A 17,940-nucleotide genomic window follows, 5' to 3' on the forward strand; every position below is an offset into this window, starting at 1 on the left:
ATTATTAAGAAAGCATTTCAGCAAGCGTTAGAGGTACTGCCTGTCACTGATCAGCGCGTCATCATCCACTTAAACCCAGAGGATCTTGAGCTTATTCAAGTCAGTCTAGGTGAAGAGCATCTGAAAGAAAAAGGTTGGCTGCTAAGTAAAGATGAACTGCTCGAACGCGGCGGGTGTCGTGTGACGACCGAGAGTTCGAGCGTTGACTACTCGTTATCGAGCCGTATTGACCTGATTTTTGAAAAGTTGCAGGGATCGTCATGAGCGAGGTGCTGACGGAATACTTCACTACCTTAAATAAGCGTGTTAGACCGGCCCCCGTATTGGTGTCTGGCTACTTAACGCGGGTTGTCGGCTTGATGTTTGAGGCGGTTGGTGTGCGTGCCCCGATTGGGGCGACTTGTGCCGTTGAGTCAGCGCATGGTGAGATAGAAGCGGAGGTGGTTGGCTTTGAAGGACAAACCAGTTATCTGATGCCGATGGATGATTCTCATGGTGTTGTCCCCGGCGCTAAAGTCAAACCCTTGACGCGCACTGAACAGTTACCACTTGGACTGGAGTTACTCGGACGGGTAATCGATGCGCGCGGTCATCCGCTTGATGGCAAGGGACCTGTATTAACTGATAATCACAAAGCGTATCGTAGCCTACCAATAAACCCGTTGAATCGCCGCCCCGTTAAGTCACCTCTGGATGTAGGGGTTAATGCCATTAACGCCTGCATTACGGTGGGTCAAGGTCAACGTATGGGATTATTTGCTGGCAGTGGCGTCGGTAAAAGTGTGTTATTAGGTATGATGACCAAAGGAACCAACGCCGACGTCATCGTCGTCGGGCTCATAGGTGAACGGGGTCGTGAGGTTAAAGAATTTATTGATGAGATTCTGGGGGAAGAAGGTCTACAGAAGGCCGTGGTAGTCGCGTCTCCAGCCGATCAATCGCCCTTATTACGCTTACGCGGTTGTGAAACAGCAGCTAAAGTTGCTGAGTATTTTCGCGATCAGGGGCTTAACGTATTGTTGTTGATGGATTCGCTGACTCGCTATGCAATGGCACAACGAGAGATCGCGCTGGCAGTCGGCGAGCCGCCCGCTACGAAAGGTTATCCCCCCTCGGTATTTGCACGCTTACCCGCGCTTGTTGAGCGTGCCGGTAACGGTGGTGGTACGCAAGGTTCTATTACTGCGTTTTATACAGTACTGACAGAAGGCGACGATTTGCAAGATCCCATTGCTGACTCAGCACGTGCGATCCTTGATGGCCATATTGTTCTCAATCGTGAATTGGCGGACTCTGGGCATTATCCCGCTATTGATATTGAAGCTTCGATTAGCCGTGTCATGCCACAAGTGGTTTCTGAGGAACATCTACAGCGCGCAACGAAGGTCCGACAATGGTATTCATCCTATCGTAGAAATCGTGACTTGATATCGATAGGTGCCTACAACAAAGGCTCCGACTCCAAAATAGATGAAGCTATTGCAATGCAGCCGCAAGTAGAGAACTTTTTGACACAAAGAATGAATGAGGTCATTAGCTACGATGAAAGCTTAGTGAAGTTGCAACAACTCACCCAACGCGCGTTTATTAACCGCTAGGAGTTTACGTAATGGCCGAGCTTTCGCAATTAGAAATGCTATTAGAGTTGGAGCAGCAGCGCACTGATAAGTTAGCGCAGCATTTTGGTCAAGCTAAGCAACAGTTACTTAGTGAACAACAGCGGCTCGATGGCTTGGTGCAATATCGCTTAGATTACCTCAATCAATTGCATGCCCGCGGGACGGGCGGAATTCAGTCGATTCAGTTTGGTCAGTATCATGCCTTTGTCGGCAAGCTCGATGAAGGGGTTGAACAACTGCATCAAATGATTCAGCAGCTAAATCAAGTAGTCGAACAACGTAAACAGCAATGGCTGGCGCAACGCCGTAAAGCTGAATCGATTGAACTATTGATTGAGAATAAAAAGCGCGCAGCCGAGCGCACCCGTGCTCGAAAAGAGCAAAAGAATTTGGATGACTTTTCGACTCAGCGCTTTATACGAGGAAAACGTTCAAGGTTGGTATAAATATTGCTTTGATTAGTGTAATCGAATCAAAGTAGCAGAAGCGTCAAATTACTATGCTCTGCCGAATAGGTGACACACTATGCCCAACATCATGCAAGTAGCCGCAAATGCACAAGGCTCGCCAGTAAAGAATGACACCGCAGGTAGTTTTAGCGACGTTGAAATGATCGAAACGAATGGCCGTGAGTTCGCAGCGTTAATGCAATCACCGCAACAGGAGCAGTCCCAGCGGCAATTGTTTGCCCGTCAATCGATCTCAGTTGATGGCGCGCAGAAACGGTTTGACCGTCCCGAACAAACTAATGAGTTACCCCAATCAACACTCAGCGAACAGCTTGCAGACAGACCTAAAAAGGCATCTGAGACCGGTCAGTGGATTGACTCGATCGAGGGCATGCGCGAACTGCTGACGAGTGATGAAGCGATTGGCGACGAAGCCGAAGGTAGTGTCGAACTTGATGCAGAACACAAGGCGATGCTTGATGAAATGGCGCAATGGCTGGAAAAACTCGATGCTGAATTAGCGCAAAACCAATCGGCTGACAGCGAGTTGACGTTAGAGCAACAGCAAGCACTGGATAGCTTGGTTGAGCAAGTCGGCTCAATGCGGCAATTGATTGCCGACGCTGAACAACGCGGGAGTCTCCCTATTTCACAGCTTGATAAAGCGAGTGACGACTTACTGGCACAGCTCAACAGTTTTGAAAGTGAAGTCATTAAACCACAAATCGCTGAGCAGTGGACCGAAGTAGAGCAGGTGTTATCGAACCAGCAAAAAGCGCCTGAGGCAGTTAGCGAACTCGATTTGCCTAAGTTAGATGCGCAGCAGCGCGCTTGGTTGCGTGAACAACTTAACCAGTTTCGCCAGACCCATCCTGACGCCTCGCTTGATGAGGGAATGGCTCACGTAAAAGCATTATTAACTGATAATAAGCCGTTTGACGCAAGTCAGCGCCAGGCAATGGTTGCCTGGGTTGAAAAATATCAATCGAATCTAAGACAAACTGACAATAAAGTCAGTCTTGTAGCCGTCGCTGCGCCTACATTTCAAGCTCAAAAAGCGGTAAGCGAACGTAGTTCGGGTGACGCGAAGTCGCCAACCGTCGGATCGCCAAGTTTAAGTGCGAGCGATGTCGACACGAGTAAGCCGCAACAGGGTAAGAATGAAGATACCAAGCCGTCGGCAGATCAAAGCACGATTGCTAAGATGGTAAAGGAAGAACTGAAAGCCACTACGGACAATGGGAATAGCAATCCGCGAGCTAGCGAGAGTCATATCTCCGCGACGTTAGGCCAATCATCTAACGTCGCGGACAACACCGCTTCTACGCACCAAACACAGCAGTCGCCAAACCATGTAAGTGCGGTAACACAAACTCAGCAGACGCTCACCAAAATTGATGGGATGTCAGTAGCGCAAGCACAAAGTGCGATCGATAAACCGCTCGATCTGCAGCAGCAAGACGCGGCGCAAAAGATGCAAGAGCGAATTCAAATGATGGTGTCGAAGAATATTCAGCGCGCTGATATTCGCCTTGACCCGCCCGAGTTGGGATCGATGCACGTGAGAATTCATACTCAAGGCGATCAGACCACGGTGCAATTCCAAGTTCAGTCTACCCAAGCACGTGATGCGATCGACCAAACCATGCCTCGGCTTCGAGAAATGCTTGAGCAACAAGGTTTGAACCTGGCAGAAAGTAGTGTCAGCGAGCAGCAAGGCGAACGTGGCGACGGCGCTAGTAGCAGAACAGCTCAGGGAGGAAGCGGTACAGCTGATGACTCAGTAACGCAAATGGAGGCAACCGTCGACGATTTTCTTGCGCAAGGTCGACTCGATTTCTATGTGTAAGGGATGAAACCTAGCCCTATTTCGATATATAGTGCTCGTTATTGATTAATGGCTCATTCAAGGTGGCCTCATGGCGGAAGAAGATAATCAAGTAGAAGATCAGGAGCAAACCACTTCTGGCAAGAAAAAATGGCTCATTATGGGTGGTGCTGGCGCGGTGCTTGTAATTATCGTCGTTGTCGTCGTTTGGTTGATGCTGGGCGATGATCAGCCTGCAAGTACGCCACAAGCGAGCACGGCCGAAGCGCCGGCCTCACAGAGCGCTGAAGAGACGGCGCAAGTCGGCAACGCGCTTTATGTCGGCATGCCACGCCCCTTTGTTTTTATCGTGCCCGGTGATGCGCGTGAACGCACGGTGCAGATTAGTGTGCAATTAATGGTTCGCGGCGAACAAAGTGAAGAGCTGACTAAGCGGCACATTCCGCTTATTGAGGGAACCTTGCACGAAGTTTTTAGTTCTTCTACCGCCGATGAGTTAAGAACAGCTGAGGGTAAGCAACGTATTCGAGAGCTTGCCTTACAACAAGTGCGTTCAGCGCTTGAAAGTGTCACAGGACAGGGCTTGGTCGAGAAAGTGTTATTTACCGGTCTGGTCATGCAATAAAAGAGCGAGCAGTGTTTTGAGCGATTTACTATCACAAGACGAGATTGATGCGCTCCTGCATGGAGTTGATGACGTCGAAGAGGAAGATGTTGAATCCTCGAATGCCGCATCAGAAGCATTAGATTATGACTTTTCATCGCAAGATCGAATTGTTCGTGGTCGCATGCCAACACTGGAAATCGTCAACGAACGATTTGCCAGACACATGCGTGTGAGTCTATTTAATATGATGCGGCGCACCGCTGAAGTCTCGATAAACGGCGTGCAGATGCTTAAGTTTGGTGAGTACGTGCATACCTTGTTCGTGCCTACGAGCTTGAACATGGTGCGTTTTCGTCCTCTTAAAGGTACCGCGTTGATCACTATGGAAGCACGTTTAGTTTTCATTTTGGTGGATAATTTTTTTGGCGGCGATGGTCGGTATCATGCAAAAATTGAGGGCCGCGAGTTTACCCCGACTGAACGACGCATTATTCAAATGTTGTTGAAACTCATTTTTGAAGATTATAAAGAAGCGTGGGCGCCGGTGATGGATGTCGGTTTCGAGTACCTCGACTCGGAAGTCAACCCGGCGATGGCCAACATCGTCTCTCCCACCGAAGTGATTGTTATTAGTTCATTCCATATTGAGCTTGATGGTGGCGGTGGCGATTTCCACATTGCTTTACCGTACTCCATGCTCGAACCTATTCGTGAGTTGCTGGATGCAGGCGTTCAGTCGGACAAAGAAGATACCGACATGCGTTGGAGCAAGGCGCTGCGTGATGAGATTATGGATGTGCCGGTGGAAATGGTGGCTAAGTTAGCGGATGTTGATGTAACGCTGCGAGAAGTGATGGACTTCGCTGAAGGTGACATTATCCCGCTTGAAGTGCCGGATAACTTGACGGTGTTCATCGAGGATCTGCCAACCTTCCACGCCAAAATGGGTCGATCGCGCGACAATATTGCGCTGAAAATATCAGACAAAATTAGGCGCCCAGAGACCGTTAAGTCTGACATCCATATGTTGACTCGAGGTGGACGCCGGATAGGCGGGGACGCAGAATTGCGTCAGCTTGAAGAAGATATCGATTTATAGCATTCAGTATTTGACTGAGTTGAGGAATAGCAATGAGTAATAAAGACAACGAAATGGATGATTGGGAAGCGGCTATGGCTGAACAAGCAGCTTCTGAAGACGGCGATGGCGAGGAAAGTACGAATGCCGATGAAGAAGCTGTTCGTACCGCTGAGCTCGAAGAGTTAAGCGCTGAAAATTTAGACGACGATGATAAGCGTAAGTTAGATGCGATTTTGGATATACCTGTCACTATTTCCATGGAGGTAGGGCGAAGCCAAATTAGTATCCGAAATTTACTGCAGTTGAACCAAGGTTCGGTGGTGGAGCTCGAACGTGTGGCGGGTGAGCCGCTGGATGTATTGGTCAATGGAACCTTGATCGCTCATGGCGAGGTTGTTGTAGTTAACGATAAATTTGGGATTCGACTCACCGATGTTATCAGTCAAATCGAGCGCATTCGTAAGCTTCGCTAGTCTTTGGGTCAGCCCTGCGGTTGCCCAAGTAGAACAAGCGACCTCACCGATTGGAGGTAAAGATATTGCCTCAATGTTGGTTGCGTTGATTGCGGTCATTGTTGTCATTATCGGACTCGCCGCTGTATTAAAGCGCTTCAACGTGAAGTTTCAGGGAACTAAAGGAATGAAGCTCATGGGGACCCTTTCTTTAGGTCCTAAAGAGCGCATTAGTGTGGTGCAAATTGGCGATAAAAAGTTTCTATTGGGTATCACACCTGAGCGGGTAGAGTGTTTAAAAGAACTCCCCGACGACTTTGTATTGGGAGAAGAAAAACAATGAAAATAAAGCTTCTCTTGGGATGTTTAGCCTTGCTTGCGCTGGCTATTCCCGATATCGCTCACGCGATGCAAGATATCTCAGCGGTTACTGTAAAAACCAACCCCGATGGCAGCGAGGAATATTCGGTTACGCTGCAAATTCTAGCCATCATGACGGCGCTGACGTTTATTCCGGCGATGGTTATCATGATGACATCGTTTACTCGCATTATTGTGGTACTCGCGATATTACGACAAGCGATTGGTCTGCAACAGTCTCCGTCAAACCAAGTACTCATAGGTATCACGCTATTTCTCACTTTCTTTATCATGAGCCCCGTGCTTAATGAGATCAACGATAAAGCCCTGCAACCTTATTTAAATGAAGAAGTGACGTCGATGGAAGCGGTGGATCGTGCGACAGCACCGCTGAAAGCATTTATGTTGGCACAAACACGAGTCACGGACATTCAAACTTTTGCTGACATCGCTGGTGAAACAGATATTCAAAGCCCACAAGATACGCCTATGTCGATATTGATTCCCTCGTTTATTACGTCGGAACTCAAAACCGCGTTCCAAATTGGGTTCATGCTGTTCATTCCGTTTTTGATTATCGATTTGGTGGTCGCGAGTGTATTGATGGCCATGGGTATGATGATGTTGTCACCCATGATTGTATCGCTGCCGTTCAAACTAATGTTGTTTGTTTTAGTCGACGGTTGGAACTTAACTATGAGCACGCTTGCGGGCAGTTTTGGTGTCTAGGAGGCAAAATGTCCCCTGAAGTATTTCTCGATGTGTTTCAAGAGGCATTAAAGGTCATTGTTATTATCGTGGCTTTTATTATCGTGCCGAGTTTGCTGGTGGGTTTACTCGTTGCGGTATTTCAGGCGGCGACCTCCATCAATGAACAAACCTTAAGCTTTTTGCCACGACTTTTGGTGACATTAGCGGTTATTGGTCTGGGCGGTCATTTTATCGTGGGGTTGTTGATGGATTTTACGATCGAAATGTATAACCGTATACCGCAAGTGGTTGGCTAAGATGGATCTCGTGACTCAGGTGTTGATGGAGTGGTTGCAACAACACTTGTGGCCGCTCACCCGGGTTTCATCAATGATCATGAGCATGGCCTTATTCTCAGGTACATTGGTGAATGCGCGTATTAAGGTATTACTGTCGATCGCTATCGTATTCGCCATCTCCCCAGCGTTACCTGAAGTCAATCCCGGCGTTGAGATGTTTTCGGTGGGCGGTATGGTGGTCACTGCTCAACAAATTGTGATTGGCGTAGCTCTGGGGCTATTGTCATTGCTATTTTTGCAAACATTTGTGCTGGGTGGACAAATTATCGCAATGCAGATTGGTTTGGGTTTCGCTTCCATGGTGGACCCGACCAACGGCCAGCAGGTCCCCGTGATCGCACAGTTTTTCTTAATGTTAGCGAGTCTGATCTTTCTAGCCTTAGATGGGCATTTGTTGATGATTCAAATGGTTGTCGCCAGCTTTGACTCTGTGCCTGTGGCGATGACCGGCTTAGATGCCGACGCTTTCAGAATGATTGCCGACTGGGGCAGTGCTATGTTCTCCGCGGCACTCACAGCGATGTTATCAGGTATTATTGCACTACTTCTTATTAACTTGTCGTTTGGTATCATGACGCGGGCTGCGCCCCAATTGAATATTTTCGCTATCGGCTTTCCTATCACTATGGTGAGTGGTTTGATCGTACTGTGGTTGACGATGGGCGGCTTCATTTTTCATTTCGAGAATCAGTGGCAGGAAGCCATTGGTGTTATGTGTAACGTGATTGGTAGTCAGTGCTGAGGTAATGGATGGCTGAGACAGATCAAGAACGCACAGAGGAACCCACAGAGAAACGAAAACGAGAGGCCCGAGAAAAGGGGCAAGTTGCCCGATCAAAAGAGATGGGTACGGCATTTGTGCTGGTTAGCGCGGCGGTTGCGTTCTTTTGGTTTGGCGAGTCATTGTATTCGGGGGCGCGTAGTCTATTCAGAGATATGTTTACCCTGGAAAGACGACAAGCATTTGACACTACACAAATCTATAAGGCCCTCGCGATAGGGTTTGAGCATATAATCTGGCCTGTAATCATTATCTTCGCATTCATTACCGTTTTCACCTTTTTAGGTAATAGTTGGTTAGGTGGTATCAACTTTTCTTGGAAAGCGATGGCACCTAAGTTCTCGCGGATGAATCCATTGAACGGCTTTAAGCGGATGTTCGGTACCCAAGCGCTCATTGAATTGGTGAAGGGCATTGCGAAATTTGCTGTGGTCGCGGTAAGTGCCTTTTTGCTTCTGAGTTGGCAGTTTGAAAATATCTTACAAATATCTATGGGGCAAATGCCAAATATGATAGAGAACGCCCTTGATATCTTGATGTGGATGTTCTTATTAATTTGCTGCTCAATGTTTCTGATCGTGGTGATTGATGCGCCGTTTCAGTTGTGGAAACACAACAAAGACCTACGTATGACTAAACAAGAAGTGAAAGATGAGCATAAGGATTCAGAGGGGAGTCCAGAGGTTAAGGGTCGAATTCGTCGCCTACAAATGGAAATGGCAAATCGCAGGATGATGCAGGAAGTACCGAAAGCCGATGTTGTCGTTACTAACCCGACACATTTTGCCGTAGCGATTAAATACGAGGAAAATGGTAGCCAAGCACCGATTCTTTTGGCTAAGGGTACGGATGAAACGGCGGCTAAAATACGCGAAATCGCATTGGAATATGATGTGCCTCTCGTCGCTTCACCTGCACTCGCTCGTTCGATTTATCATACCACTGAACTTGAAGCCGAAATTCCACGCGGTTTATTTGTCGCTGTTGCGCAAGTCTTGGCATACGTTTATCAGCTTAAGATGTTTAAGCAAGGTCAGGCGAAGCGGCCGAAAAAGCCGAATACCGACGGGCCGATTCCCGAGGATTTGCGCCACTGATCGGCCGGTTATTTGCCAAAAAACCGCCGCTGCTATACTATTCGCCCCCTGTATTTTTGGTACTGTAACGCTGGATCAAACACTATGTCTGAGCTGTCATTGTGCATGGCACAATTAGATTTTACTGTCGGTGCGCTTCATAGCAACACCAGTCTGATACTTAAAACCGTTGCTGAGCAAAGCCATAAGCACGATATCATCGTGTTTCCTGAGCTGGCTATTACAGGCTATCCACCAGAAGACTTGCTACTTCGAGCGGATCATCAGGAGACTGTTGATAACGCGGTTGAGCAGATTAGTGCTGCGGCATCAGATTGTGTTGTGATTGTTGGTCATCCAAGTAAGGTCGGCGAGCAGCTGTTTAATGTCGTCTCGGTGTTGCACCGCGGCGAATGCTTGTTGCGCTACAAAAAGCAGCGGTTACCGAATACCGGAGTTTTTGATGAGCAGCGTTACTTTGTTCCGGGAGATGAAGGGCAAGTCTTTGAATGGCAAGGCTATCGCATTGGACTAATGATCTGTGAAGATTTATGGCACCCCCAACCGTTAAGTCGTTTGGCGGGCGACCAACTGGACTTGGTACTATCGGTAAACGCGTCCCCCTATGAAATAGATAAACATGACCAGCGGCTATCGGTGTTAAGGCAACGTGTCGCCGAACACGGCTTTCCGATTGCGTATTTAAATAATTGTGGTGGTCAAGACGAGCTGATCTTTGACGGCCACTCCATGGTGATGGATAAGGAAGGCAAGCTAGTAGCTGAGCTGCCTCACTGTGAGAGCACGTTGGCGACGCTAAAACTGAATAAAGATACGCTCAGTTGTGAAGCATTCCCTCCTCACGCCGGTGAAGATAGTGAACTACGTTTGGCGCACGTATATGACGCATTAGTGTTGTCGGTGCGCGACTACGTTAATAAAAATGGCTTTAAAAAGGTGTTGTTAGGCCTATCGGGTGGAATCGATTCAGCGTTAACGCTTGCGATTGCGACAGATGCTTTGGGTGCTGACCGTGTGCAAGCTGTAATGATGCCATTTAAATACACTTCTAATATGAGTTTAGAAGATGCCGAGCAACAGGCTAAAACACTGGGTGTTAAATACGATGTGGTACCTATTGAGCCTATGTTTGATGCGTTTATGGGGCAATTAACTCCATTTTTTGATGGCATGGCGACAGATACCACCGAAGAAAACCTGCAGTCGCGATGCCGCGGTGTACTGTTGATGGCGTTATCGAACAAAACCGGTGCGTTAGTGTTGACGACAGGTAATAAAAGCGAGGTGGCTGTAGGTTATGCAACACTTTATGGCGACATGTGTGGTGGTTTTGCACCGATCAAAGATGTACCAAAAACCTTAGTTTATCAACTTTCTGCGTACAGAAATACGCGGTCTGCCTGCATTCCCGAGCGTGTTATTGAGCGCCCACCTTCAGCAGAGCTAGCTCCAGATCAGGTCGACAGCGACTCATTGCCCGATTATAGTGATCTTGACCGCATCCTTTCGCTGTACGTAGAACAGGACTGGTCGCCCACTGATATTATTGCCGCGGGATTCGAGGAAAGCGATGTACGTAGAGCCCTCAAGCTCGTTGATATCAATGAATATAAGCGTCGCCAAGCGGCTGTAGGGCCAAAAATCACAGCGCGTAATTTTGGGCGTGATAGACGGTATCCAATAACCAGTCATTACCGCTACGAATTAGAACGCCAAAACTAAATTGGAGTGACCATGAAAAAGGTCGAAGCAATTATAAAACCATTTAAACTTGATGACGTGCGAGAAGCATTATCTGAAGTTGGAATTGCAGGTATGACGGTATCCGAAGTAAAGGGCTTTGGACGCCAGAAGGGGCACACGGAGCTTTATCGTGGTGCTGAGTACATGGTGGACTTTTTACCTAAAGTAAAACTGGAAGTCGTGGTTGCTGATACTGAAGTTGAGCGGTGTATCGAAGCCATTATGGAGACGGCACAAACAGGTAAGATCGGTGATGGGAAGATCTTTATTTCCGATATCGAGCGGGTTATCCGTATTCGTACCGGAGAAGAAAACGAGCAGGCGGTTTAACCTGCTCGCAACTTTTTAATTACTGACAAGCTCGTTATTAGGAAAGTTACTTCTTAGCACCATAAGTGCATCTTGTTTGAGTTCTTCTAATTCAAGCTGGTCATAGCATTCGACCATAATGGCTAACGCATTTTCTACTTCAGGTGTACTCTCAAAGTTTTCCACAACGTAACGTCCGCGGTTTGCGGCAGCAAGGTACGCTTGGCGTTTCATATAATATTCAGCCACTGCGAGTTCTTTTTTCGCCAAACGACTCTTGATTGATATCATGCGTTTTTTCGCATCAGCCGCGTATTTACTATCTGGGTACTTACGCAACAGTTCGGCAAAGTCTTTGAATGCTTCTTTCGCCATGGTTGAATCGCGGTCAGAGCGATCAACTCCAGCAAACTCGTGAATCGCATTGTACTCAGCACGTTGATTCGTTAATCCACGCATATACAGCGCATAGTCCACATCTTTATGATTTGGGTTCAAGCTGATGAAGCGGTCGATGGCTGCCAATGCCTTGTCAGTATTATCGAGTTTGTAATTGAGATAAATCAGATCAAGTTGAACCTGATGGGCAAATGGACCAAACGGATAACGCGAATTAATTTGCGAAAGCTCTTCTTGCGCTTGGGTAAAGTTCCCTAAGGACATTTGCTCTTGCGCTGATTGGTACATCAGCTCGACTTGCGTGTACTTGAGCTCGCTTTGCTCCTCATCAGTTGACGAGCATCCTGCCAGACTTAATCCGACTGCGGCAGTTAAAATTAGGATACGACGTTTCATAACACCTCAGGTTTTTTAGAGTCAGTCACTTAGATAAGCGGTGTTTTGCCTGTGCAAAGTTCAGTGTAACAAGTTACACTATCATAATTAATACATGATCCGCATTCTAACCCAGCACAATACTCTTTGACAGTCGAAAAAAATTTATGAATGAAACTATTCAACTAGAGGCCATCGTGCCTGAATCCCTCGCGGGGAAGCGTTTAGACCAGATATTGGCTGAGTTGTTCCCAGATTATTCACGTTCACGCATGAAAAAGTGGATTACAGAGGGCAAAGTCTCTGTCGATGCACAGGTCATTGAAAAGCCGCGTGAGAAACTCGAGCTTGGCGCGCTGGTTGCTATCGATGCTGAGCTTGAGCGCGAGGAGCGTTATCAAGCGCAGCCTATCGAGCTCGATATTGTTTATGAAGATGATGACATTTTAATCATCAATAAACCGGCAGGTTTGGTGGTTCATCCAGGTGCAGGTGCACCTGATGGCACTCTGCTAAATGGTTTGTTGCACTACGATCCTGATATTGACCATGTTCCTCGAGCAGGCATTATCCATCGGTTGGATAAGGACACCACAGGTTTGATGGTGGTTGCTCGTAACATCCCAGCACAGACCCAGCTGGTCGATATGATGCAGAAACGCGAGATTACTCGTGAATATGAGGCCGTGTGTAATGGTGTGATGACAGCGGGCGGTATGGTTGACGAACCCATCGGTCGCCACCCGACAAAACGAACGCATATGGCTGTTGTTAGTTCGGGTAAGCCCGCCGTCACTCATTATCGGGTTATGGAACGCTTTCGTGCTCATACGTTACTACGCTTACGTTTAGAAAGTGGTAGAACACACCAAATTCGTGTTCATATGTCGCACATCCGTCATCCTTTAGTGGGGGATTTGACTTACGGCGGGCGCCCACGCCCACCCAAGCAAGCGAGTGATGAGTTTTTATCTTCTCTACGTGGATTTAATCGACAGGCCTTGCACGCCGCAAAGCTTTCACTGCATCACCCAATAACAGGTGAGTGGATGAGTTTTGAAGCCCCACGTCCTGATGACTTCGTCGCTTTGATTCAAAGTATGAAAGATGACCTTGAAGCGCATTCTCACCCCTGATTGGGATTTACCTTCAGGTGTTTCGGCGGCGGTTACCACACGTGCCATGGGTAACCTCGCCGCGCATGTAGGGGATGACCCCGCTGCGGTAATAAGGCGTCGGGAGCAACTTCGTCGACAACTCAACGTGCCTTTTTACGTGCGCTGGCTTCAACAGCAGCACACCACCAATGTGTCTCAGCTTGATGAGCTCACGCAACCGAGTGATGCGGTGTGGTCGGCGAAAGCAAGTATTTGCGCAGTACTTACCGCAGACTGTCTTCCCTTACTAATGTGTACAGGTGACGGCCAAAAAATTGCTGCAGTTCATGCGGGTTGGCGCGGCTTAGCTCATGGTGTTGTAGAGAATACTTTAGAAGCGATGGCAGTTAATCCTGCAAATGTACGTGTATGGATTGGACCCGCTATCAGTCAATCTGCGTTTCAAGTGGGTGATGAGGTGCGCACAGCATTGTTAAACGGCGATGCCAGCTGCGCGGCTTATTTTGCGGACGACGGCGAGGGTAAATGGCTTGCGGACTTAGCAGGCATTGCCAAACAGCGCCTGCTTAACGTTGGCGTTCAAGATGTCACTTTAAGTGGTTGGTGTAGCTTTAATGACGCTGCGACTTGGTATTCTTGGCGACGAGCGCAAGAGCCTGCCCGAATGGCCTCTTTAATCTGGCGAACTTGATCTGTATCACTTGAAAGTGTCGAAAAAGTACCCATATTTACTTTAAGAGAAAGTTAACTCAGGAAGTAAGTATGAGACACGATAAATTCACTACTAAATTTCAAATGGCCATTGCTGATGCACAGTCTTTAGCGTTAGGCCGAGATCATCAATTTATCGAACCCGCCCATTTAATGCAGGCACTTATGGACCAAGCGGGGGGATCGGTGCGCCCTCTATTCACTATTATTGGCGCCAATATCAGCCAGTTCCGTTCGGAGCTAGGTCAGCTACTTGACAAATTACCTGAAGTCCAAGGCGCTGAGGGTGAAGTTCAGTTATCACAAGCAACCGCTAGATTACTCAACCTGTGTGATAAATATGCTCAGCAACGCAAAGATGCCTATATTTCGTCAGAGCTATTCTTGTTAGCCGCAACCGAAGACAAAGGCCCGCTTGGCGAATTGTTTAAAAAACTAGGTATCAAAAAAGATGCGCTAGAAAAGGCCATTAATGACATTCGTGATGGCCAGAACGTTGATGACCCTAATGCTGAGGAAAAGCGTCAGGCGCTTGATAAGTACACGATTGATCTTACCGAACGTGCAGCACAAGGAAAATTGGATCCTGTGATTGGTCGCGATGAAGAAATTCGTCGCACCATTCAAGTATTGCAACGCCGCACAAAAAATAACCCCGTTTTGATTGGTGAACCCGGTGTGGGTAAGACAGCTATTGTTGAGGGATTAGCACAGCGCATTATCAATGCCGAAGTACCCGAGGGGCTGAAGAATAAACGCGTACTATCGCTCGATTTAGGTGCATTGCTTGCGGGAGCAAAATTCCGCGGCGAGTTTGAAGAACGACTCAAAGCGGTACTAAACGAGCTGTCTAAGGAAGAAGGTCGGGTTATTCTATTCATTGATGAACTTCACACTATGGTTGGTGCAGGTAAGGCCGATGGTGCAATGGATGCCGGCAATATGCTGAAACCCGCTCTGGCACGCGGTGAACTTCACTGTGTAGGCGCGACGACGTTAGATGAGTATCGTCAATATATAGAGAAGGATGCAGCGCTTGAGCGTCGTTTCCAGAAAGTACTTGTTGACGAGCCGACTGTTGAGGACACCATTGCGATTTTACGTGGATTGAAAGAACGGTATGAAATTCACCACTCGGTTGAGATTACCGATCCTGCCATCGTAGCGGCTGCATCTTTATCACATCGATATATCAGTGATCGAAAATTACCTGACAAAGCCATTGATCTTATTGATGAGGCGGCGTCAAGTATTCGCATGCAAATTGATTCTAAGCCAGAGGATTTGGACCGATTAGAGCGTCGCATTATCCAATTGAAACTGGAGCGCCAGGCGTTGCAGAAAGAAAAGGATGATGCGAGTAAAAAACGACTCGATCATTTGCACGATGAACTCGCAGAGCTTGAGAAAAAGTATGGCGAGCTTGAAGAGGTGTGGAATTCTGAGAAAGCGGCTGTACAAGGCACGCAACATATTAAAGCACAGCTTGATCAGGCACGGACGGAAATGGATATAGCCCGTCGAGCGGGTGACCTAAACCGCATGTCTGAATTGCAGTATGGTCGTATTCCGGAATTAGAGCGTCAGTTAGATTTGGCTCTGCAAGCCGAGATGCAAGATATGAGCTTGTTAAAAAATCGCGTAACTGATGAAGAAATTGCAGATGTACTATCGCGCTGGACCGGCATCCCTGTCAGTAAGATGTTGGAAGGAGAGCGTGAAAAGTTAGTGCAGATGGAGACGCTATTGCACAAGCGTGTGGTTGGTCAAAACGAGGCCGTTGATGCTGTTGCTAATGCCATTCGTCGGTCGCGAGCGGGCTTGGGTGACCCCAACCGTCCTATCGGTTCGTTCTTGTTCCTTGGCCCAACGGGTGTAGGTAAAACTGAGCTATCTAAAGCCTTAGCAAACTTCATGTTTGATACTGACGACGCGATGGTACGTATCGACATGTCGGAGTTTATGGAAAAGCATTCGGTAGCGAGATTAGTTGGCGCCCCTCCCGGTTATGTGGGTTATGAAGAAGGTGGCTATCTTACTGAGGCTGTCCGTCGTAAACCTTATTCTGTCATTTTATTGGATGAGGTTGAAAAAGCGCATCCTGATGTTTTCAATATTTTATTGCAAGTGCTTGATGATGGCAGGCTGACTGATGGTCAAGGTCGCACCGTAGATTTTAAGAATACGGTAATTATTATGACCTCGAACCTCGGGTCTGATCTTATCCAAGAGCATGCTGCCGATAATACCTATGATGAAATGAAGGCGATGGTGATGGATGTGTTGAGTCGCCACTTCCGTCCTGAATTTATCAACCGAGTTGATGAGACAGTTGTGTTCCATCCATTAGGACGTGAGGAAATTCGATCAATTGCAGAAGCGCAACTGAAACGGTTATATGCACGCTTGGATGAACGTGACTTGACGATTGAGTTAACGGATGAGGCACTCGACTTTATCGCCTCCGCTGGGTTTGACCCGGTATTTGGTGCACGACCGTTGAAGCGCGCTATCCAACACGAGCTTGAAAACCCGTTAGCGCAGCGGATATTGGCCGGGGACTTTAAAGCCGGTGACGCGATCCACGTTGATGTGGCGGATAACCGAATCGTTATTAATTAATCGCGCGCTGAGCCATCAGTTGTGTAGTGAAGAAGGAGGGGAAAATTTCCCTCCTTTTTTGTTCATAGTATTTTAAAGCGTTTTCAACCCTTGATTGCGCTGTGCTAAACTCAATTAAGAGTTAACTTTTTTAGTACCTAAGAGGAATAATAAACATGGCTAACGAGTCGGGTAAGGTAGAAAGCCAGAGCTCACAGAAACGACGTGGTATTTATTTGTTACCTAATTTATTTACTACCGCAGGGTTGTTCTCAGGTTTCTATGCGATCATCGCATCGATGAATGAGCGTTATATCGAAGCGGCCGTAGCTATCTTTATTGCAATGATCTTTGACGGCCTTGATGGTCGGGTCGCGCGGATGACACAAACTGAAAGTGATTTCGGTGCTGAGTACGATAGTATGGCCGATATTGTATCCTTTGGTATGGCTCCCGCGTTAGTTATGTATAACTATGCGTTAGCCGATCTAGGTAAATTAGGTTGGCTCGCGGCATTTATATTTGTTGCTTGTGGTGCGTTACGATTGGCGCGTTTTAATACCAATATTGGTACGGCTGATAAACGTTACTTTCAAGGGTTGGCAATTCCAAGTGCCGCCTCTGTGGTAGCAGGGTTAGTTTGGGTTGGTACGGAGTATGGCATTTCGGGCGATGACTTAGGTGGGTTCGCCGCCATCGTCACGATAGCAGCTGGCTTGCTAATGGTAACTAACTTCCGATATCACTCGTTCAAGGATGTCGATTGGAAAGGTAAAGTTTCGTTTGTTGTTATTTTAGTTATCGTATTGGCATTTGTCGTGGTTGCGACTCAGCCTTCATTAGTACTATTCGGTATCTTCTTCTTATACGCGCTGTCGGGACCTATATTGACTATTCGCAGTGTAAACAAGCTGAAGCTTGAACACGTAGTGGGTGATAATGAGGACGACGACGCTGAGTTCAAAGAGGAAAAACAGGAAAAAAGCTCAAAGAATAACCAGGATGAACAATAACTAACCAGTTAGAAATTAATTTCAAAAAAGTGCTTGCAAGTGCGAATAGGATCTCTATAATTCGCCGCCGTTGTCACAGAGAAAGGCGCGAAAGCGGAAGTGATGACGGCCAGCAAAACGAGTTGAAAAAAGTACTTGACGCGCTGGCAAAGGGATGTAGAATACGCATCCCTGCTTCGGGAACGAAGCAACGCTCTTTAACAAATTATCAAGCCAAGCAAACTGTGTGGGCACTTGCAAAAGTAAGCAACAAAAAATATTGCAACTTTTGAATGAGTGTCTAGCTACTGAGGTAGCAAGCACACGTAATTCATTGAGTTGATTGAACTTTTTAATTGAAGAGTTTGA

The 17,940-nt window shown here is 47.3% G+C and carries 20 protein-coding genes; 18 read left to right on the forward strand and 2 right to left on the reverse strand.

The annotated features are described in order from the left end of the window. The 14 genes from B2X00_RS09920 to glnB form a co-directional block, all read left to right on the forward strand. Positions 1-264, forward strand: a 264-nt coding sequence (locus B2X00_RS09920; protein ID WP_290487390.1) for a FliH/SctL family protein, incomplete at its 5' end; no start/stop codon positions are given. Further along, on the forward strand, positions 261-1,598 hold the full coding sequence (gene fliI, locus B2X00_RS09925) for a flagellar protein export ATPase FliI (protein WP_290487391.1): 1,338 nt from the start codon (positions 261-263) through the stop codon (positions 1,596-1,598). The genes B2X00_RS09920 and fliI, both read left to right, overlap by 4 nt. Before the next feature lie 11 nt (positions 1,599-1,609). Continuing rightward, a complete protein-coding gene (gene fliJ / locus B2X00_RS09930) occupies positions 1,610-2,065 on the forward strand; it encodes a flagellar export protein FliJ (protein ID WP_290487392.1) in 456 nt (151 codons plus the stop codon). A gap of 79 nt (positions 2,066-2,144) precedes the next feature. Then, a complete protein-coding gene (locus tag B2X00_RS09935) occupies positions 2,145-3,917 on the forward strand; it encodes a flagellar hook-length control protein FliK (RefSeq protein ID WP_290487393.1) in 1,773 nt (590 codons plus the stop codon). A gap of 70 nt (positions 3,918-3,987) precedes the next feature. Beyond that, positions 3,988-4,521, forward strand: coding sequence for a flagellar basal body-associated protein FliL (fliL, locus tag B2X00_RS09940; RefSeq protein WP_290487394.1), 534 nt, complete (start codon positions 3,988-3,990; stop codon positions 4,519-4,521). 16 nt (positions 4,522-4,537) lie between these two features. After that, on the forward strand, positions 4,538-5,602 hold the full coding sequence (gene fliM, locus B2X00_RS09945; RefSeq protein ID WP_290487395.1) for a flagellar motor switch protein FliM: 1,065 nt from the start codon (positions 4,538-4,540) through the stop codon (positions 5,600-5,602). Positions 5,603-5,634: 32 nt separating this feature from the next. Beyond that, positions 5,635-6,057 carry a flagellar motor switch protein FliN gene (gene fliN, locus B2X00_RS09950; protein WP_290487396.1) on the forward strand — a complete coding sequence of 141 codons (423 nt, stop codon included), beginning with the start codon at positions 5,635-5,637 and terminating at the stop codon, positions 6,055-6,057. Continuing rightward, positions 6,017-6,379: a flagellar biosynthetic protein FliO gene (gene fliO, locus B2X00_RS09955; protein WP_290487397.1), complete on the forward strand. Its 363-nt coding sequence runs from the start codon at positions 6,017-6,019 to the stop codon at positions 6,377-6,379. Before fliN ends, fliO begins: the two co-directional genes overlap by 41 nt. Then, positions 6,376-7,125 (forward strand): flagellar type III secretion system pore protein FliP, encoded by a 750-nt coding sequence (gene fliP, locus B2X00_RS09960; protein WP_290487398.1) that lies wholly within the window; start codon positions 6,376-6,378, stop codon positions 7,123-7,125. Before fliO ends, fliP begins: the two co-directional genes overlap by 4 nt. Positions 7,126-7,133: 8 nt before the next feature. Then, complete coding sequence (fliQ, locus tag B2X00_RS09965; RefSeq protein ID WP_071464031.1) at positions 7,134-7,403, forward strand: flagellar biosynthesis protein FliQ; 270 nt, start codon at positions 7,134-7,136, stop codon at positions 7,401-7,403. A 1-nt stretch (position 7,404) separates the two neighbouring features. Continuing rightward, a complete protein-coding gene (gene fliR / locus B2X00_RS09970; RefSeq protein WP_071464030.1) occupies positions 7,405-8,187 on the forward strand; it encodes a flagellar biosynthetic protein FliR in 783 nt (260 codons plus the stop codon). 8 nt (positions 8,188-8,195) lie between these two features. Then, positions 8,196-9,323: a flagellar biosynthesis protein FlhB gene (gene flhB, locus B2X00_RS09975; protein ID WP_071464029.1), complete on the forward strand. Its 1,128-nt coding sequence runs from the start codon at positions 8,196-8,198 to the stop codon at positions 9,321-9,323. Between the two features lie 84 nt (positions 9,324-9,407). Then, positions 9,408-11,045, forward strand: a complete 1,638-nt coding sequence (locus B2X00_RS09980; RefSeq protein ID WP_290487399.1) for an NAD+ synthase — start codon at positions 9,408-9,410, stop codon at positions 11,043-11,045. 12 nt (positions 11,046-11,057) lie between these two features. Further along, positions 11,058-11,396, forward strand: a complete 339-nt coding sequence (gene glnB, locus B2X00_RS09985; RefSeq protein WP_071464027.1) for a nitrogen regulatory protein P-II — start codon at positions 11,058-11,060, stop codon at positions 11,394-11,396. 15 nt (positions 11,397-11,411) lie between these two features. Here the strand turns inward: glnB and B2X00_RS09990 are convergent, their stop codons facing one another. Beyond that, entirely contained in the window at positions 11,412-12,170 is a 759-nt protein-coding gene (locus tag B2X00_RS09990) for an outer membrane protein assembly factor BamD (RefSeq protein WP_290487400.1), read from the reverse strand. Positions 12,171-12,316: 146 nt separating this feature from the next. Between B2X00_RS09990 and rluD the strand changes: the two genes are divergently transcribed. The 4 genes from rluD to pssA all read left to right on the forward strand — a co-directional run bounded on the left by rluD (position 12,317) and on the right by pssA (position 17,592). Next, entirely contained in the window at positions 12,317-13,285 is a 969-nt protein-coding gene (rluD, locus tag B2X00_RS09995; protein WP_290487401.1) for a 23S rRNA pseudouridine(1911/1915/1917) synthase RluD, read from the forward strand. After that, positions 13,257-13,958 carry a peptidoglycan editing factor PgeF gene (gene pgeF, locus B2X00_RS10000; protein ID WP_290487402.1) on the forward strand — a complete coding sequence of 234 codons (702 nt, stop codon included), beginning with the start codon at positions 13,257-13,259 and terminating at the stop codon, positions 13,956-13,958. The genes rluD and pgeF overlap by 29 nt, the downstream gene beginning before the upstream one ends. 71 nt (positions 13,959-14,029) lie before the next feature. After that, entirely contained in the window at positions 14,030-16,600 is a 2,571-nt protein-coding gene (clpB, locus tag B2X00_RS10005; protein ID WP_290487403.1) for an ATP-dependent chaperone ClpB, read from the forward strand. A gap of 155 nt (positions 16,601-16,755) precedes the next feature. Further along, positions 16,756-17,592 (forward strand): CDP-diacylglycerol--serine O-phosphatidyltransferase, encoded by an 837-nt coding sequence (gene pssA, locus B2X00_RS10010; RefSeq protein WP_290487404.1) that lies wholly within the window; start codon positions 16,756-16,758, stop codon positions 17,590-17,592. Positions 17,593-17,646: 54 nt separating this feature from the next. Here the strand turns inward: pssA and B2X00_RS10015 are convergent. After that, the coding region (locus B2X00_RS10015; protein ID WP_290487405.1) for a hypothetical protein at positions 17,647-17,940 on the reverse strand (294 nt) is incomplete at its 5' end.

This window comes from Idiomarina sp. UBA3162, from assembly GCF_002364475.1.
Classification (GTDB): Bacteria; Pseudomonadota; Gammaproteobacteria; order Enterobacterales; family Alteromonadaceae; genus Idiomarina.

Excerpts from the sequence above, each read along its gene's own strand:
- fliI (WP_290487391.1), top strand. The coding sequence starts at position 261 with ATGAGCGAGGTGCTGACGGAATACTTCACTACCTTAAATAAGCGTGTT.
- fliJ (WP_290487392.1), top strand. The coding sequence starts at position 1,610 with ATGGCCGAGCTTTCGCAATTAGAAATGCTATTAGAGTTGGAGCAGCAG.
- B2X00_RS09935 (WP_290487393.1), top strand. The coding sequence starts at position 2,145 with ATGCCCAACATCATGCAAGTAGCCGCAAATGCACAAGGCTCGCCAGTA.
- fliL (WP_290487394.1), top strand. The coding sequence starts at position 3,988 with ATGGCGGAAGAAGATAATCAAGTAGAAGATCAGGAGCAAACCACTTCT.
- fliN (WP_290487396.1), top strand. The coding sequence starts at position 5,635 with ATGAGTAATAAAGACAACGAAATGGATGATTGGGAAGCGGCTATGGCT.
- fliO (WP_290487397.1), top strand. The coding sequence starts at position 6,017 with ATGTTATCAGTCAAATCGAGCGCATTCGTAAGCTTCGCTAGTCTTTGG.
- fliP (WP_290487398.1), top strand. The coding sequence starts at position 6,376 with ATGAAAATAAAGCTTCTCTTGGGATGTTTAGCCTTGCTTGCGCTGGCT.
- fliQ (WP_071464031.1), top strand. The coding sequence starts at position 7,134 with ATGTCCCCTGAAGTATTTCTCGATGTGTTTCAAGAGGCATTAAAGGTC.
- fliR (WP_071464030.1), top strand. The coding sequence starts at position 7,405 with ATGGATCTCGTGACTCAGGTGTTGATGGAGTGGTTGCAACAACACTTG.
- flhB (WP_071464029.1), top strand. The coding sequence starts at position 8,196 with ATGGCTGAGACAGATCAAGAACGCACAGAGGAACCCACAGAGAAACGA.
- B2X00_RS09980 (WP_290487399.1), top strand. The coding sequence starts at position 9,408 with ATGTCTGAGCTGTCATTGTGCATGGCACAATTAGATTTTACTGTCGGT.
- glnB (WP_071464027.1), top strand. The coding sequence starts at position 11,058 with ATGAAAAAGGTCGAAGCAATTATAAAACCATTTAAACTTGATGACGTG.
- B2X00_RS09990 (WP_290487400.1), bottom strand. The coding sequence starts at position 12,170 with ATGAAACGTCGTATCCTAATTTTAACTGCCGCAGTCGGATTAAGTCTG.
- rluD (WP_290487401.1), top strand. The coding sequence starts at position 12,317 with ATGAATGAAACTATTCAACTAGAGGCCATCGTGCCTGAATCCCTCGCG.
- pgeF (WP_290487402.1), top strand. The coding sequence starts at position 13,257 with ATGACCTTGAAGCGCATTCTCACCCCTGATTGGGATTTACCTTCAGGT.
- clpB (WP_290487403.1), top strand. The coding sequence starts at position 14,030 with ATGAGACACGATAAATTCACTACTAAATTTCAAATGGCCATTGCTGAT.
- pssA (WP_290487404.1), top strand. The coding sequence starts at position 16,756 with ATGGCTAACGAGTCGGGTAAGGTAGAAAGCCAGAGCTCACAGAAACGA.